This window comes from Lactobacillus rizhaonensis, assembly GCF_036246345.1.
GTDB classification, from domain to species: domain Bacteria; phylum Bacillota; class Bacilli; order Lactobacillales; family Lactobacillaceae; genus Lactobacillus; species Lactobacillus rizhaonensis.
The window spans coordinates 319,431-336,758 of sequence record NZ_BTTV01000001.1; the positions used below are offsets into that span (position 1 = coordinate 319,431).

Annotated in this window: 17 protein-coding genes; 5 read left to right on the forward strand and 12 right to left on the reverse strand. The window is 37.5% G+C overall.

The window, feature by feature from the left end; all coding sequences use genetic code 11:
• The 4 genes from AAA915_RS01550 to ezrA form a co-directional block, all read right to left on the reverse strand.
• Positions 1 to 2,640, reverse strand: a complete 2,640-nt coding sequence (locus AAA915_RS01550; RefSeq protein ID WP_338199271.1) for a valine--tRNA ligase — start codon at positions 2,638 to 2,640, stop codon at positions 1 to 3.
• A 268-nt stretch (positions 2,641 to 2,908) separates the two neighbouring features.
• Positions 2,909 to 4,126 carry a tRNA uracil 4-sulfurtransferase ThiI gene (gene thiI, locus AAA915_RS01555; RefSeq protein WP_338199273.1) on the reverse strand — a complete coding sequence of 406 codons (1,218 nt, stop codon included), beginning with the start codon at positions 4,124 to 4,126 and terminating at the stop codon, positions 2,909 to 2,911.
• A 6-nt stretch (positions 4,127 to 4,132) separates the two neighbouring features.
• Positions 4,133 to 5,290 (reverse strand): cysteine desulfurase family protein, encoded by a 1,158-nt coding sequence (locus AAA915_RS01560; RefSeq protein WP_338199275.1) that lies wholly within the window; start codon positions 5,288 to 5,290, stop codon positions 4,133 to 4,135.
• A 163-nt stretch (positions 5,291 to 5,453) separates the two neighbouring features.
• Complete coding sequence (gene ezrA, locus AAA915_RS01565; RefSeq protein ID WP_338199277.1) at positions 5,454 to 7,169, reverse strand: septation ring formation regulator EzrA; 1,716 nt, start codon at positions 7,167 to 7,169, stop codon at positions 5,454 to 5,456.
• A 429-nt stretch (positions 7,170 to 7,598) separates the two neighbouring features.
• Between ezrA and rpsD the strand changes: the two genes are divergently transcribed.
• From rpsD to AAA915_RS01590, 5 genes are all read left to right on the forward strand, one after another.
• Positions 7,599 to 8,210: a 30S ribosomal protein S4 gene (rpsD, locus tag AAA915_RS01570; protein ID WP_046324725.1), complete on the forward strand. Its 612-nt coding sequence runs from the start codon at positions 7,599 to 7,601 to the stop codon at positions 8,208 to 8,210.
• Between the two features lie 71 nt (positions 8,211 to 8,281).
• Complete coding sequence (locus tag AAA915_RS01575; RefSeq protein WP_338199280.1) at positions 8,282 to 8,749, forward strand: YueI family protein; 468 nt, start codon at positions 8,282 to 8,284, stop codon at positions 8,747 to 8,749.
• On the forward strand, positions 8,750 to 10,051 hold the full coding sequence (locus AAA915_RS01580; protein WP_338199282.1) for a replication-associated recombination protein A: 1,302 nt from the start codon (positions 8,750 to 8,752) through the stop codon (positions 10,049 to 10,051).
• Between the two features lie 443 nt (positions 10,052 to 10,494).
• Entirely contained in the window at positions 10,495 to 10,776 is a 282-nt protein-coding gene (locus tag AAA915_RS01585; protein WP_338199284.1) for a hypothetical protein, read from the forward strand.
• 44 nt (positions 10,777 to 10,820) lie between these two features.
• On the forward strand, positions 10,821 to 11,276 hold the full coding sequence (locus tag AAA915_RS01590; protein ID WP_046324721.1) for a universal stress protein: 456 nt from the start codon (positions 10,821 to 10,823) through the stop codon (positions 11,274 to 11,276).
• A gap of 44 nt (positions 11,277 to 11,320) precedes the next feature.
• On the opposite strand, the gene AAA915_RS01595 is transcribed toward AAA915_RS01590, so the two are convergent.
• The 8 genes from AAA915_RS01595 to AAA915_RS01630 form a co-directional block, all read right to left on the reverse strand.
• Positions 11,321 to 12,514: an FtsW/RodA/SpoVE family cell cycle protein gene (locus AAA915_RS01595; protein ID WP_338199287.1), complete on the reverse strand. Its 1,194-nt coding sequence runs from the start codon at positions 12,512 to 12,514 to the stop codon at positions 11,321 to 11,323.
• 17 nt (positions 12,515 to 12,531) lie between these two features.
• Positions 12,532 to 12,759 carry a DUF2969 domain-containing protein gene (locus AAA915_RS01600; RefSeq protein ID WP_338199289.1) on the reverse strand — a complete coding sequence of 76 codons (228 nt, stop codon included), beginning with the start codon at positions 12,757 to 12,759 and terminating at the stop codon, positions 12,532 to 12,534.
• A gap of 8 nt (positions 12,760 to 12,767) precedes the next feature.
• Positions 12,768 to 13,061, reverse strand: a complete 294-nt coding sequence (yidD, locus tag AAA915_RS01605; protein WP_338199291.1) for a membrane protein insertion efficiency factor YidD — start codon at positions 13,059 to 13,061, stop codon at positions 12,768 to 12,770.
• 16 nt (positions 13,062 to 13,077) lie between these two features.
• Positions 13,078 to 14,067: a rod shape-determining protein gene (mreB, locus tag AAA915_RS01610; RefSeq protein WP_046324716.1), complete on the reverse strand. Its 990-nt coding sequence runs from the start codon at positions 14,065 to 14,067 to the stop codon at positions 13,078 to 13,080.
• 82 nt (positions 14,068 to 14,149) lie between these two features.
• Positions 14,150 to 14,380 (reverse strand): DUF1146 family protein, encoded by a 231-nt coding sequence (locus AAA915_RS01615; RefSeq protein WP_034981184.1) that lies wholly within the window; start codon positions 14,378 to 14,380, stop codon positions 14,150 to 14,152.
• 74 nt (positions 14,381 to 14,454) lie between these two features.
• Positions 14,455 to 14,892: a F0F1 ATP synthase subunit epsilon gene (locus AAA915_RS01620; RefSeq protein WP_046324715.1), complete on the reverse strand. Its 438-nt coding sequence runs from the start codon at positions 14,890 to 14,892 to the stop codon at positions 14,455 to 14,457.
• Between the two features lie 11 nt (positions 14,893 to 14,903).
• Positions 14,904 to 16,343: a F0F1 ATP synthase subunit beta gene (atpD, locus tag AAA915_RS01625; RefSeq protein ID WP_294605662.1), complete on the reverse strand. Its 1,440-nt coding sequence runs from the start codon at positions 16,341 to 16,343 to the stop codon at positions 14,904 to 14,906.
• A 22-nt stretch (positions 16,344 to 16,365) separates the two neighbouring features.
• The gene (locus AAA915_RS01630) at positions 16,366 to 17,328 is read right to left on the reverse strand and encodes a F0F1 ATP synthase subunit gamma (protein WP_294757386.1); all 963 of its coding nucleotides are present in this window, start codon (positions 17,326 to 17,328) and stop codon (positions 16,366 to 16,368) included.

A 17,328-nucleotide genomic window follows, 5' to 3' on the forward strand; every position in this document is an offset into this window, starting at 1 on the left:
TTATTCACTCTTCTTTAATTCTTGAATTCTTTCATGAACGCTTTGAAGTTGATTTTCGTAATCAGCTTTTTTCGCTTTTTCTTTATTTATCACAGCTTCAGGCGCATGTGCGACAAAGCCTTGATTATTTAGTTTCTTAGTTGATCGTTCAACTTCAGCCTGCAAATCTTTTTCTTCTTTAGTCATGCGCTTAATTTCATCTGCAATATTAACCAAATCAGCTAACGGCACAAAGATCTGAGCTCCAGAAATCACAGCAGTTTTAGCAAGTTTTGGTGCAGCAATTTGAGTTGAAATGGTTAATTCCTTTGGATGCAAAAAGTTCTTAACGTAATCTTCATTATCAGTTAAAATTCTTTCATTCTTAGCATCTTCTAATTGAATCATAATGTCAATCGAAGAAGACAACGGAGCATTTACTTCCATCCGAATGTTACGTACAGCTTTAATAATTTCGATTAAGAAAGCCATGTCATGACGAGCTTGTGCATTTTCAAATTCAGCATGGGCTTCAGGATATTTGGCTACCATAATTGACTCACCATCATGGGGCATAGACAACCATAATTTTTCTGTCACAAATGGCATAATTGGATGAAGCAAACGTAATATCTGATCAAGAATCCAAACTAAATTATCTTGTTTTTTAGCTTTCAGTTCTTCATTGCTACCATTTAATGCAACTTTAGCCATTTCGATGTACCAATCACAAAAATCATTCCAGATAAAGTTGTATAGTTCGCGCCCTGCTTCACCAAATTGGTAATTATCAAATAAACGAATCACTTCGCTAACAGTATGATTTAAACGGTCAAAAATCCAACTGTCTGACAGATCAAACTTGCTGGTATCAAGCATATGAGCAGCTTGTGCATCTTCAGGTAAATTCATAATGACAAATCTGGCAGCATTCCAAATCTTATTAATGAAGTTCCAAGCAGACGCCAATTGTTTAGGGTTATAACGGGTATCTTGTCCTGGAGCAGTACCGTTAAGCAAGAACCAGCGTAAAGCATCAGCACCATACTGATCAATGACATCCATTGGATCTACACCATTACCCAATGATTTACTCATTTTGCGTCCCTGTTCATCACGGATTAAGCCATGAAGTACCACATCATTAAATGGTCTTTTATGTGTAAAATGCAAACTCTGGAAAATCATCCGTGAAACCCAGAAAAAGATAATATCATAACCGGTGACCAAGACATTAGTTGGGAAGTAGCGTTTAAAATCAGCGGAATTTTCATCAGGCCAGCCTAAAGTTGAGAATGGCCATAAAGCACTGGAGAACCAAGTATCTAATACATCTGGATCTTGTTTCCAGTTTTCAATGTCCTTGGGGGCATCTTCGCCAACATACATTTCACCGGTCTTTTTATTGTACCAAGCAGGAATGCGGTGTCCCCACCATAATTGGCGTGAGATTACCCAGTCATGAACATCTTCCATCCAGTGATCTAAAGTTTGTTCAAATCTTTTTGGTACAAAATTAACCTTACCCGCAGTTTTTTGATTTTCTAAAACTTTTTCAGCAAGTGGTTTCATCTTAACAAACCATTGAGTGGAAAGACGAGGTTCAACTTGAACGCCAGAACGCTCTGAGTGTCCAACTGAGTGCACAATCGGCTTAACTTTAATCAGATAGCCCTGTTCCTTCAGGTCCTTAACTAATGCTTCACGGCACTCAAAACGATCCATCCCTTCATACTTACCGGCATTTTCGTTCATAGTGCCATCGTCGTTCATGACGTTAATCCGTTTTAAGTTATGACGATTGCCGACTAAAAAGTCGTTAGGGTCATGAGCAGGTGTAATCTTTACTAAACCTGTACCAAATTCAGGATCAACGTGTTGATCTTCAATAATTGGAATATGGCGTCCCACTAGCGGTAAAACTAATTCTTTGCCTACAAGATCTTTATATCGTTCATCCCCTGGTGCCACGGCAACAGCAGTATCACCGAACATGGTTTCAGGACGTGTAGTTGCAATTTCAACAAACCCGGAACCGTCAGCAAACGGATATTTAATATGATAAAAAGCGCCCTTATCGTCTTGGTGAATAACCTCGATATCACTTAGAGCTGTTTGCAGCTCTGGATCCCAATTGATAATGTATTCACCACGATAAATTAATCCTTCTTTGTAAAGTTGGACAAAGACGCGGCGAACAGCTTTAGACAAACCCTTATCTAATGTAAATCTTTCACGTGAATAATCTAGTGACAAACCCAATTTTGCCCACTGGCTCTTGATAATAGCAGCGTATTCATCTTTCCAGTCCCAAACTTGTTTAACAAAAGCTTCACGCCCCATTTCATGACGGTCTTTACCCTGTTTGCGTAATTTAGCCTCAACTTTAGCCTGAGTTGCAATTCCGGCATGATCCATTCCCGGAAGATACAAAGTATCATAACCCTGCATTCTTTTAAATCTAATTAATGTATCCTGAATTGCTGTATCCCAAGCATGACCCAAATGAAGCTTACCAGTAACATTTGGCGGCGGAATAACAATTGCATACGGATGTGCTTTTTTATCTCCAGATGGCTTAAATAAATCTTGATCAAGCCACTTTTGATATCTACCCTGTTCAACCTCGCGTGGGTCATATTTTGGTGCTAAATCTGTCATAGTTCTCCTCCCAATAAAAAAGTCCTAGACAAAATGTCTAGGACGATGTGATTAACCGCGGTACCACCTAAAGTTAAGCAGAATAAATTCTGCCTCTCTTAAAAATGATAACGGCGAATTTGCCGGATCAGCCTACTGTTAGTTCAGCCAATCAGTCCAATTGAGCTACCAATTAACCTTCATTCGGCCTTTCACCATCATCAGCCTTTCTCTATCTATAAGGTTAATACCTCTCAATTATTGCTTTGGGCGTATTATAACACGTTTTTTATAGTAGTGCAGCATCTTCTTCTGCTTTATCTGCTAAAAACTTATCATTAGGGTAAATTGAAGTTACTTGTATACCAGCTAAAGCACGGTCAATTAGTCCTTCAACATCTAGACGATTTTCAAATTCTCTTGCTTTATCGATTTTTGGTTTAGTTTTGGGACGAGGAGGGGCAAAAATTGTACAGCAATCTTCAAATGGCTGGATAGATAAATCAAAAGTACCAATTTTTTCAGCCAAATTAATGATTTCAGTTTTGTCCATAGTAGCAACCGGTCTGACAACAGGAGTGGTCGTCACATCATTAATTGCGGCCATTGATTCCAAAGTTTGCGAAGCCACCTGGCCAACGGATTCACCGTTAAAAATAGCTAGACCTCTTCTTTTAGCTCTAATTTTATCTGCTAACTGCAACATGAATCTTCTTTGCACAGTCATTAAATAGCCTTCAGGAATTTTTTCTTTAATGGTTTCCTGAATTTCTGCAAATGGCACCGCAATAAAATTGATCTTGCCTGCATAATTAGCCAAGATACCAGTTAACTCTTTAGCTTTATTCAGAGCTTTTTCAGTAGTATAAGGTGGACTATAAAAATGGACCATTTCAATATCGACACCACGCTTTAGAGCCAAATATGAGGCTACTGGTGAATCAATTCCGCCAGATAACATCATAACAGCCCTACCACCAGTGCCAACTGGCATTCCACCTGCACCGTGAAGCAATTGATTGGAAACGTATACAGCGTCTTTGCGTACTTCGATTCTAAGGACAATTTCAGGGTGTTTCATTTCTACCTTTAAATTTTCCATATTATCAAAGAGATAATCACCCACCATTTTATTCAACTCATTGGTATCGTATAAAAATTGATGATCACTGCGTTTAGTGTTGACTTTAAAAGTCATTCCCTTTTTAAAGGTTTCTTTCATTAAAGCTAGAGCAGTTTCTTCAATTTTTGCCAAAGTTTTTTCAACTTTGATAGTCGGTGAATAAGTTTGGATACCAAAAACCCTTTTTAAACGTTTATCAACTTCTTCAAAAGGTGCATCATTTAAAACTATATGCATGCGGTCATGGCGCGGGTGTATTTCGACTTGCGGAAAATCGCGTAATACTTTAGTCACATTACCAGCTAAGCGACCAATGAAATCTTTACGATTCTTTCCTTTGGTTGACAGCTCACCGTAACGTACCATTATTTCAGTATATTTCATAAAAAATTATTCTCCTAAATGATTAATTCTGGCAAAATGATGGTAAATTTTATCAAAGACTTTAATAAATTCATCTGCTTCAGCAAGAGTATTAGTTTCATCAAAACTAAGACGAATCGCACTAGTCGCTATTTTATCATCAACATGCATTGCAACTAATGTGCTTGCTTGATCAGTCTTAGTAGAAGAACAGGCCGAAGTAGTTGAAGTATAAATATCATACTCTTCAAGTGTATGAACAAGAGTCTCTCCTCTAATACCTTCAAGGGCAAAACATAAAATATGAGGGGCAAAGTTATCATTCAATGGTGAAAATATTGTGATTCCTGGTTTATCTTGTAGATACTTCACTATTTTGGCTTTAATAGCAGCCTCACGTTGAGCACTTTCCCGTTCATTTTCTAAAAGCAAGCGCACTGCTTTAGCCATCCCCGCTATTGCCGGCAGATTTTCAGTACCTGAACGCAAACCCTTTTCTTGACCGCCACCATCATGCAAGGGATCAAGCATCTTGCCCTCCTTTTTATAAAGGATTCCGGTACCTCGTGGTGCATGAAATTTATGTGCTGACAGACTAGAAAAATCAACACGAGGAGTAAAAACACGATGCCAAATATTTTTACCTAATGCTTGCACATTATCTACATGAAAACTTACGGTTGGATAGTTAGTTAATAAATCACTAATTTCATCGATTGGCTGAATAGCACCAATTTCATTATTAACGCCCATTATTGAAACCAAAGTTGTATCAGAATCTAAAGCATTACGTAAATCGTTTACGCTAACACGCCCTTCTTTATCAACGGGTAAATGGGTTACACGAAAACCAATATACTCTAAAGCGTTAAAAGCATTGGCAACAGAAGCATGTTCAACACTTGAGGTAATGAGATGCTTGCCAAATTCCCGTTTTTGAAAAGCAGTTCCTTTTATTGCCCAGTTGTTTGACTCGGTTCCACCAGAGGTAAAGAAAATTTCATCCTGTTTTGTGCCTAAAAGATTGGCAATTTGCTTACGTGAACTCTCTAAAAGTTGAAATGCACGGTCTCCCAGTTTATGTAAACTGGATGGATTGCCCCAAATGGTTTGAGCTACTTTACCATATGTGGCTAAAACAGCAGGATCAATCTTGGTCGTGGCGCTATTGTCAAAGTATATCACGTAATTTCTCCTCTCCAAAAACACTACATGGTCAGCTATTAACTTATAAATTGTAACTTAAATTCTTGTCAGCTTCAATTATTTATTCGTGAGCACTAAAAAAGCTTTAAAATTGTTTTTAAAATTTTAAAGCTAAATATTTTCCGAGGAATTATGATTTCTATCAGCTATTTTTCTTATCAGAATAGTACAAGTTTTCTAAGCGTTGATATGAACCCGGCTCAACTTTTTCAATAGCTGTTGCAATGGTGTCCAGAGCATCTTTATAGTTATAATCCTGTTCATAAAGTTGCATTGCCTTTTTCTGAGCGCTTTTAATAGAACCATTATTGGAATATTTATTAGAGTATTGCAAAGTAAGTTGAACTAGATCTGCAGAATTGATGATATCATCTGCTTCACGTTTTAACCTTTCAACATCATCAGAAATTTGAATTAATTCCTGAGAAATCTTTTCCATGTTTAGCCTTACCTGACTCAATTCTTTTGCTACATGACCTATCTCATTGACAACCAAAGTATACATTTGAACAAAAGTATCAGGATTACCAGGGATCTTTTTGCGTTCCAAACGCCGATAAACTAGAGAAACTTCCTGTTTAAAGCGGTTGATCGAATCATTGGCTACATTTTCAGAATCATAAAGACCATCAACGTCTTGGGACATTTTCTTTTGTTCATCACTAATTTCACGTAATCTTTCCAACATGCTCAACCACGATGACTTAATTTTGGAATAGACTCCCTTCCCATCAGCAACATTTTGGGTATCGACCGTATATTGACGCTCCATATCACTAACTTCCTGTTCCAACTTTCTACTAGTGGCAAGTTCATTGTGAGTAAGCTCATAACTCTCATCAATGTGGCGCAATTTTGCTACTAATTTTTTTGATTCCACTTGTTCGTGAGCAAGAAGACGCTGAATTTTATCTTGATTTTCTTCTACAAATGGTCTTGCTTTATACTCTTTAGCTAAAATTTCATAAAGAGCAGAAATCTCTTTTTTGATTTCCGCATTTTTTTCTTTTAACTCGGAAACTTTAAGCTCTTTTAGCAAACTATTTGCATCGACTACTTGTCCTCTAATTTTTTTAATCTCAGCCAAAACATCAACCTGAGTTATGTAATATTTAGAAGACATCATCTTCTTATAACTATCAGATAGTTCACTCAACTGATCTTGAAAAACTTTATTAAGTTGATGACGGGCATTTCTGATTTCGGGTAAAATAGACCTAATGCTAGTCAAAGCAGCTTTGATTTTTGACAAAATACGCTTTGCTTCAACCTGATCTCCTTGAGCAGTCAAACTCTTGGCTTCCGAAAAGTCATTTTCAATATTTGTCAATTCATTTTCAATCTGATCCAGAGCAGCACCATAATCATATGAATTTGCAAGAATGTCTTTACGCATTTCTTTAAAACCATTAAACAAGTCATTATACTTCTTTTGATTCTCACGGTTTGATTCAAGTAATTCTGTAAATACTTCCTTAGTATTCTTGGCATCTTTGTATGTTGGATCCATAATTTCTTGAGCTTGTTTAATATTTTTATGAGCCTTAAGTAAGTGATAGTGTGTATTTTGCTCAGCCGCCTGTTCAAGAAAGTTCTGCGCTGCAGGAATTTTTTTTGCCAATGCCTGCTCGTAGTTTTTACGCCAGGTAGTTAATGTAGTCAAACTTTCACCGGCTAAATCCATTTTATCCAGACTGACAATATCTGTTTCTAAATGCATTTTATCAATTTTGGTAATCAAATCGTCTAATTCAAGAATTTGCCTCAATTGGCGGCGATTGATTATTAACATAACGGCTATAATTATAATGATGATTAAAATTGCAATGATTACAACTATGGATTGAGTTGGTGACATAATTTTCCTCCAAAACTACCCCAATTATACCAAACTTCTACATTATTGTGGTCAAGAGTTTTTTTAGGTTAATAAAATTCATTATTTAAATAAATCGTGCTAATAGATATTTATAAATGTTTCTTTAAATAAAAGCAGTATACTAGTATTAGCAAGTTGATATCAGGGCTTTTATCTTTTTTAGTTAAATTATTAAACATTAAAGCAATTGATGTTTTCCTTGCTTTAATAAGGTAATACAACTATAATATAGAACGTGTAAAATATTTGCAGCTATAAGTGGCAAGAACGTCAACATCTTAATACGTTTTAGTGAACGAGTAACCGACGCTGCAATAGGCGAAAATGAAAATTAAGATGCACGAATGTTAAACTTATACGTAATTATTTTACTCCAAAAACTGTTATCAGATTTTATTGGAGGATTTTATGTCAAGATATACAGGTCCAAGTTGGAAACGTTCCAGAAGATTAGGAATTTCACTTTCAGGTACTGGCAAGGAGCTTAGTCGCAGAAACTATGCCCCTGGTCAACACGGTCCTAATTCACGTGGTCGTTTATCAGAATATGGTGAACAATTACATGAAAAGCAAAAGCTACGTTGGATGTACGGTTTAAATGAACGTCAATTTAGAACTTTGTTCAAACGTGCTGGTAAGATCCGTGAAGGTGAACACGGTACTAACTTTATGGTTTTGCTTGAATGCCGTTTAGACAGTATTGTTTACCGTTTAGGATTGGCTACCACTAGAGAGCAAGCTAGACAATTAGTTAACCACGGTCACATCACTGTTGACGGCAAACGTGTTGACATTCCTTCCTATGAAGTCAAGGTTGGTCAAACCATTGGTCTTAAGGAGAAGTCAAAGAACTTGCAACAAGTTAAGGATGCACTTGAAGCAGTTGTATCCCGCCCATCCTTTGTTTCATTCGATGACAACAAGGTAGAAGGTTCACTTGTTCGCCTTCCAGAACGTGATGAAATGGAACCAGAAATTAATGAAGCTCTAGTTGTTGAATACTACAACAAGTTACTTTAATTTCCATGTTTTTACAAAACCCCTTTCCTTCTTGGAGAGGGGTTTTTGTTACCCGAAGGGAGTACCAATCAATGACAGAGGATTTAAATACCAGAGTTTCAAATGCTGCTCAAGGAATCACACCCCAAACAAAACCGGATGAGCGCAGAAGATTTTTAGGGTCTCTTCGCGAACGAGTTTTAGTCAGAATGACCAATGCCGAAGTGCAAGATCCTAAATTAGCCAACCTATTTTTACGCCACTTTAAGGATTATATTGGTTACAATATCCTGATTAATGGCAATTTACACGATAAGTTTGTTGACCAAGTGGAAACAAGTTGTGGCAAATACGAGATTTCTTTTACTATCGTTAACAATGAAACAGCAAAAACGGGTCCGAATGACTCTGCAATCTTAGTCGTAGCTGCAAATGCAATTAACAAAATGCGCATTGAAATAAGTCAAGTGTATCCACCCGAGATGTCTAAAGCTCAGCTTGCTAATACCAATCAAAAAAAAGCTGGCTTTTGGCATCGGCTTTTTCATGGAGACAATTAAATGAAACCATTAGCTTACAGAATGAGACCAAAAACATTAGATGAGGTAGTCGGTCAGGATCATTTAATTGGCCCTGGAAAAATTATTCGCCGGATGGTCGAAGCCAAAATGTTATCCTCGATGATTCTTTACGGTCCCCCGGGAATAGGTAAAACAAGTATTGCCTGTGCCATAGCTGGTTCCACCAAATATGCTTTTCGCCAGCTTAACGCTGCAACAGACAGCAAAAAACAGCTGGAGCAAGTAGCCGCGGAAGGAAAATTGAGTGGCACGGTAATATTACTCCTAGACGAAATTCATCGCTTGGATAAAACCAAGCAGGACTTTTTATTACCTCTTTTAGAATCCGGTCAAATTATTTTAATCGGTGCAACAACTGAGAATCCGTATATAGCAATCTCCCCCGCTATTCGTTCCCGCTGCCAGATTTTTGAATTAAAGCCTCTGGCAAAAGATGATGTCAATAAAGCAATTGATCGGGCGCTTAAAAATTGTGAACTTGGTTTGGGTAAGTACAACGTTAAATTGACTTCAAACGCAAGGGAATTATTAGTGCAAAATGGCAACGGCGACTTACGGTCAACATTGAATGGTCTCGAACTTGCAGTCCGCTCAACGAAACAAGAAATGATAGCTGCCGGTAAAAAAGATGAAACAGAATTAATCATTGATCAAGATGAAATGGCCAATTCTATCCAGCTACGTAATCAAAACTTTGATGCTAAGGGCGATGGACATTATGATCTGGTTTCTGCTTTTCAAAAATCAATTCGTGGCTCTGATACAGATGCAGCCTTGCATTATCTAGCTCGACTAATTGAGTCTGGTGATTTAATAGCAATTTGCAGGCGCTTGAGTGTAATTGCATATGAAGACATTGGCCTTGCAAATCCTGCAGCCGTTCAGCATGCTCAAATAGCTATTCAGTCTGCAAAGAGACTCGGTTTCCCTGAAGCTCGGATACCTTTAGCTAACGCTGTAATTGAACTGGCACTATCGCCTAAAAGCAATAGTGCAATCAGTGCTATTGATCAGGCTTTAGCTGATGTAAAAAATAAGGACTATGGCAATATACCTCCTACTTTAAAAGATGCACATTATAGTGGTGCTGCAAAATTAGGTCATGGTAATGATTACATTTATCCTCATTCATATGTGAATGACTGGGTACCACAACAGTATTTACCTGATAAACTCATTGGCACACAATATTTTCAGCCTAAAGGAAATTCTAAAATAGAAAAAGGATTTAAAAAACAATACGAAACTTTGCATGAACTGCAAAAAAAGGGACTAAAATAATTAGTTAACCATAGGGAATATTTTAGTATATGATGGCCGAAGATTTTTTGAAATCAGCCCTTTTATTTTAATGTTGCACAAAGTAATCAGTATAGTGATAAAATTAATTCATTCAGTAGCTTAAAAGCTAGCCTAAGAAAAAGCATCCTTTCATTTTTCTGCCTTGACAAAACTTGTGATGCTTAGTAGTATAATAGTTGATCTGAGTTGATCGACTAGCTCAATTGTATAAGGTTGACCGGTCAAACATAAGACATGCGAGATAGTAAATAACTTTCGAATCGGAAAACTATCTTCAAAGATAGGATCCATATTCGTTGCGATACATCTCATTTTTTGAACACTGCGGGTTCAACAAGCATTGTTTTGCTATGTTTCGACGACTCGGATTTCTTGAGAAATTTAGAAAGCGGTCTGCGGACCGTTTTTTGTTTGGAGATTTTATGGCTATTAAAATTGTTATTCTAATTTACCTTGCAGTATTGCTATTGACTGCATTTTACTTATGGCATAATCGGCACAGCCATTTCCTAATATACAATAGTAAAAATATTTCTAATTTTAGTTCTCTAATGTCTTGGACAGCTATTATTTTAATTTTAGAAACTATTTTGGGTTTAATTTTAGTCTTTCAGAAAAATAAATACTTAAATCTTATTACTTTAATTCTTAGCAGCATTACTATCTTAATTTTTAGTCTTTTACTTAATCAAAAGGATGATTAACCGGACTAAAGTTTGGTAAAATAGTGGTAAGAGAGGTGTTTTAAATGATGAAACAATATCACCGTATTCAAGTCGCAGTTGATGGCTCAAAAGAAGCTGATTTAGCTTTTAAAAAAGCTGTCGCTGCAGCTAAGCGAAATGAAGCTGCTTTGGAAATTTTACATGTCATTGACACCAGATCCTTCCAAAATGTTTCTAGCTTTGATTCAGAAATGGTTGAACAAGTATCAAACGATGCTAAAGAAAAATTGCAAAATTACTACCAGCAGGCTACAGAAGCTGGAGTAAGTGAGGTTCACTATTCAATTGAATTTGGGGCTCCTAAAGCAATTATCGCCCACCAATTCCCTAAAAAGCACCAGATTGATTTAATCGTATTAGGAGCTACAGGTCTAAACGCTGTTGAGCGTATATTAATCGGCAGTGTTACCGAATATGTTACTAGAACTGCAGATTGTGATGTGCTAGTTTGTCGCTCTAACGAAAATTTGAGTAATTAAAAAAGAGCATTTCAGTTGAAATGCTCTTTTTGTGTATTAATAAATTAGAAATCGCCTGCTTGACTGAACATATAGTCTTTATTATGAAATTTCATGGACAAAATCATACCAATACCGATCATATTACCAATTAAGGCTGATCCACCTTGAGAAATAAAAGGCAATGGAATACCAGTTAATGGTAGCAGATCAATACTCATACCAATATTTTCAAATACATGGAAGAGTATCATCATGATGACACCAGTAGAAACGTAAGAATAAAATGCGTTTTTTGTATCAAAAGTGATCCGGACCATTTGCACTATCAAGTATAAGTAAAGCAAAATGATTGCTACACTCCCGATGAAGCCAAATGATTCCCCTATTACCGAATAAACCATATCTGAGCCACGTACAGGCACATAGACACTTAGTTTACCAAAGCCGTTACCGAATATTTGCCCAGAACCAATCGCTTGCATACTTTGCCACAATTGATACGCAGCTTTTGACGTGTCATTGGATGGATTCAACCATGACATAATGCGTCTAAATTGGTAAGGCTGAAAGAAATGACTTAGATAAGATTGACCATTTGGTGTGGTAACCATATAAATAACTACGACCCCTAGTACAAAGACAGCCGCAAACATTGGAGCGATTATTTTCCACGAAATACCAGACACCAGCACAACGCCACCAACAATTGCAATGAAGACCAGCATCGTACCAAAATCATTTTGTAATTTTAAAAGCACAGCAATCGGTAGCAGCCAAGCCAACATTTTACCAATTAAAATCCAATCATTTTTAATCGTATGTGTAAACTTGTCATTATGTTCACGCACAACCCGGGCCAGCATCAATATAAAAGCTGGCTTCATGACTTCTGATGGCTGAAAAGAAATTGGCCCTAGCTTAAACCAGCTTTTGGCGCCAGCATCTGCTGCTATACTGCGGTTGTAAAAGAACAAAACCGCAATTAAAAGTAAGATACCGAGTCCATATACATATGGCGCAATACGATATAACTGTTCAGCGTCAAATTGAATTACAAAAGCAACTGCGGCAATCGAAATAATATACCATAATCCTTGCATTGCCACCGCCCTAACTGGGCTTCCCATATGACTGGGATCATCAATTGCCGCAAAATAAATGGAATAAAGGCCCACAGCTGCCAATATGAGCACAGGGACAACAATATTCCAGGCAATTCGATCAAACAGATTGGTTTTATTTTGTACTTTGACCATTAATTAATCACAACCTATTATTTTTCATGCAAAGCGAAGTATGAAAGCAAATCATTAATACAGCTTTCCAAACTTTTTGCATACAAGACGCTATTTGTTTTGCCAGTTGTAGCCCGATAACGACCAGCAATTTTTTCAATCACGCCAATAGATTTTTTCTGAGGAATTACTACTTCCCAAGTTGGGTTTTGTTTACCCTTAATTTCATTAATTTCCACATTAATATTTTCTGGTTTTTTTGACATAAATACTCCTATTTTGTATTAGGATGGAACTTTTTTGCAATAATCTCATCTTCATATTGTTCTGGATGCGGATTGCGAAAAATTGTAAATTTATCTGGTACCGGATCAACACCACCGCGCACAAAAGGATTACAGCGTAATATACGTGAGATTCCCATAATAAGTCCTAAAAGAGGACCAAATTTAGTTAAAGCGTCAATCATATAAGTCGAGCACGTCGGATAATAGCGGCACGATTTTGGTAAAGCAGGAGAAATAAACTTCTGGTAGATTTTAACCAAACAAATCAAAATTTTACGCAAATCTATCCTCCCATGATCAGTGACGCTGATGCTTTTCAATATTCTTAAGCAAAATTCCAGTCCCAAGTGCCACAGCTTCAAGTGGATGATCGGCCGTTAATACTGGTACCTTAAGATAATAAGAAATTAGCTTATCAATATTCTTAAGCAATGCTCCGCCACCTGTCAGCATAATTCCACGGTCAATAATATCCGCAGAAAGCTCCGGTGGGGTCTTTTCCAAAACCTCTTTAGTAGCAGCAATAATAGTCATCAAGCCATCATGAAGAGCTTCTTGAATTTCAGGCGCAGTAACAGTAGCCTGTTTTGGCAGACCATCAACCACATCACGACCACGAACAGTGATAGTTTCGTTCTTATCAGGTTCAAAAGCACTTCCAATCTCAATTTTAATCTGTTCTGCAGTGCGTGAGCCAATTAACAAGTTATGTTTATTCTTAATATAAGAAACAACTGCCTGGTTCATATGGTCTCCAGCATAACGTAAAGATTGACTGGTAACAATTTCACCCATTGATAAAACGGCAATATCAGTAGTACCACCACCAATATCGATTACGATGTTGCCTTGAGGTTTGAAAATATCAAGTCCTGCACCTACAGCAGCAACTTTAGGCTCAAAATCTAGGTAAACTTTGCCTCCACCCGATTTTTCCGCAGCCTGAATAATTGCCTTCTGTTCAATTGATGTTACTCCAGTAGGAGCACAAATTAAAATATTTGGCTTGGACATAAAGCCTTTAACGTTTAATTTTTCAATAAAGTAAGACAGCATTGCTTCTGTGATATCAAAATCAGCGATAACACCATTTTTTAAAGGTCGGATCACACGGATGTTGCCGGGAGTCCTTCCTACCATCTTGTAGGCTTCTGTACCAACTGCTACTACTTTATTTGTACTTGTATTAACAGCAACAACAGAAGGCTCATTTAAGACAATTCCTTTACCAGAAACATTAATGAGCACATTTGCTGTTCCTAAATCTATTCCTATATCTCGTGCCACGATAATCCTCCATCATATTTCAATGTATATTTTACCATAAAGATTTTAAGTTTGTCGGCGACTTTATCCGCTTTACCAAGTCTTAAAAGAAATTACTTAACTGCAATGAAGTATCAATTAATGTAATAAAGAAATTACCCACTAGAAAACCTAAAGCAATTGCAGCAAAGATCAGTAGCAGCTGTGCTTCAAATATTCTGTTCTTACGAATTATCTTTTCAATGCGAACACTTTTCATAATCTGAAAGGACAAACCAATCGTAATTAAATAAATTACTATACTAATTAAAGCATGAACGCCAAGTTGAAACATATTCTTTTACACTTTTCCTAAGTTACAATAAAAGCGGACACACAAAAGCAGTGCATCCGCTTAAAACTTTAAATCTATTTAACTGAATTGTAAACACTAATTCGGTTGACGGCTCTTCTAAGTGCAACCTGTGCCCTCTCAAGTGATCGTTGATCATGAGCAGCTTGGGCTTTTTTCAGTGCATTTTGAGCACGTTCTCTAGCTGCTTTTGCCCGAGAAACATCAATATTATTCGCCCGTTCAGCACTGTCAGCAATAATGGTAGCCACATTATTTGAAAATTCAAAATAGCCGCCACTAACAGCAATGTGGTTAACAATATTGTTCATTTCCCGACTTCTTTTAACCTTAATCTCACCTATTGCTAGCGGAGTCAAAATCGGTAAGTGATTATACATCACTGAACGTTGACCATCAATCGCACGCATTTCAACAATACTAGAATGATGAGAAAAAATTAGACCATCTGGAGTTACAACATTTACCATAAAAAGTTTTTCTGGATCTGCCATTTGACATCACCTTACTTTTCTAATAATGCTTTAGCTTCAGGATCACTCGGAGTTACACCCATTTGCTTTGCTTTTTTCAAAACATCCTCAATTGGGCCTACACTACGGAATGCGTCTTCTGGAAGATCATCTAAATGACCATCTAAAATCATCTTAAAGCCCTTAATCGTTTCTTTAATTGGAACATAAGAACCAGGTACACCAGTAAACTGTTCGGCCACAAAGAAGTTTTGCGATAAGAAAAATTGAACTTTACGAGCACGGCTAACAATTACCTTTTCCTCGTCAGATAATTCATCCATTCCCAAAACAGAAATGATGTCTTGCAATTCATGGTATCTTTGCAAAATATGCTGGACGCCAGTAGCGACCTCATAGTGCTCTTGGCCCACAATTTCAGGATCCAAAGCACTTGAAGTAGACTCTAACGGATCAACAGCCGGGTATATACCTTGCTCAACTAAACTACGTTCCAAATTGGTAGTAGCGTCAAGGTGAGCAAAAGTAGTAGCTGGAGCCGGGTCAGTATAGTCATCGGCAGGAACATAGACCGCTTGAATTGAAGTAATAGAACCCTTCTTGGTAGAAGTAATTCTTTCCTGTAACTGACCCATTTCTGTTGCCAAGGTTGGCTGATAACCAACGGCACTTGGCATCCGTCCCAGCAAAGCTGAAACTTCCGAACCGGCTTGAGTAAATCTGAAGATGTTGTCGATAAAGAGCAGAACGTCTTGACCCTCAACATCTCTAAAGTACTCTGCCAGCGTTAATCCTGTCAGTGCCACACGCATTCTGGCACCAGGCGGCTCATTCATTTGACCAAAGACCATGGCAGTTTTGCTTAAAACTCCAGATGCTTTCATTTCAAAGTAAAGGTCATTACCTTCACGTGTTCTTTCACCAACACCAGTAAAAACTGAAATACCACCATGTTCCTGGGCAATATTGTGAATTAATTCTTGGATAATCGTCGTCTTACCAACACCGGCACCACCAAACAATCCAACTTTTCCACCACGGACATAAGGTTCAAGTAAATCAATCACCTTAATACCAGTTTCAAGGATTTCCTGACTCGTTGTTAGTTCATCATATTTAGGAGCATTCTTATGAATACTGTCACGAGGGTGATCTTTTGCAAATTTAGGGCCATTGTCAATAGGCTCACCTAAAACATTAAAGACACGTCCTAAAGTATCATTACCAACCGGTACTGAAATAGGGCCACCAGTGTCTTCAACCTTCATTCCGCGTCTAAGACCATTGGTAGATTCCATCGCAATTGTTCTTAAAACACCATCGCCAAGCTCTAGTGTTACCTCGAGAACAACAGATTCATCGTCCGACTTAACGACGCGCAAAGCATTGTCAATATCAGGCAGATTTTTGTCAAGCGGGAATTTGACATCGACAACTGGGCCGATTACTTGAACAACTTCACCTTCACTCAAAACATCTACCTCCTTTTCTTAATTATTTCAAAGCGTTAGCACCACTGACGATTTCAGTAATTTCAGTAGTGATTTCTGCTTGTCTTGCACGGTTTAATTTAGTAGTTAAACTCGAAACCAAATCGTCAACGTTGTCCGTAGCACTCTGCATGGCAGTCATTGAACTGGCATGTTCAGCAGTTTTGGCATCCAGAATAGCACCGTAAATAGTAGAACGGGCATATTGGGGAATTAGTGTTGTTAAAACAGCATTAACATCAGGTTCGATATCATATTCCAAATCTTGATGAGCTTCAGCTTCCTTGACACCTATATCAATGTCAACAATTGGCAACATTTTTTCAACCCGAAATGCAGATGAAAGTGAGTTGATGTGGTGAGTATAACATACATATAATTCATCATATACTCCGTTCAAGTACATTTTGATTGCAGTTGAAACAATTGGTAAAACTTCATCAAAAGTAGGTACGTCACTAATGCTATCATTTTCATAAACAACGTTCAGATTGTTTTTCTTAAAGAAATCAGCACCGACTGAGCCAACAGCCAAAACTTTAATGTCTTTGTGTTCAGCCTTCGAATCCTCAAACAATCCCATCATATTTTTGATGACAGCACTATTGTAAGAACCGACAAGGCCGCGGTCACCGGTAATGACCAAATAACCAGTAGAATTGACCTTTTTGCGAGCTTGAACCATATCGGAAACAACACCCAAACCAAAGACATTTTCATAATCGATTTTGCTAATGCTGTCCTCATCAATTGCCACATGTGCCTTACGCAAATGACTGACGACTTCAGCACTCATCAAGCGCGATAAAGTTTGCCGTACGTGATCATTGTAAATCGTGTAACCCTTATCACGCTTTTCAGTTTGGTTTAACTTTGATGCCGAAACCATTCTCATGGCCTCAGTAATTTTACCAGTTTGCTTAACTGAAGCTATTTTCTTCTTCAACGCAAGTAAAGATGCAGGCAT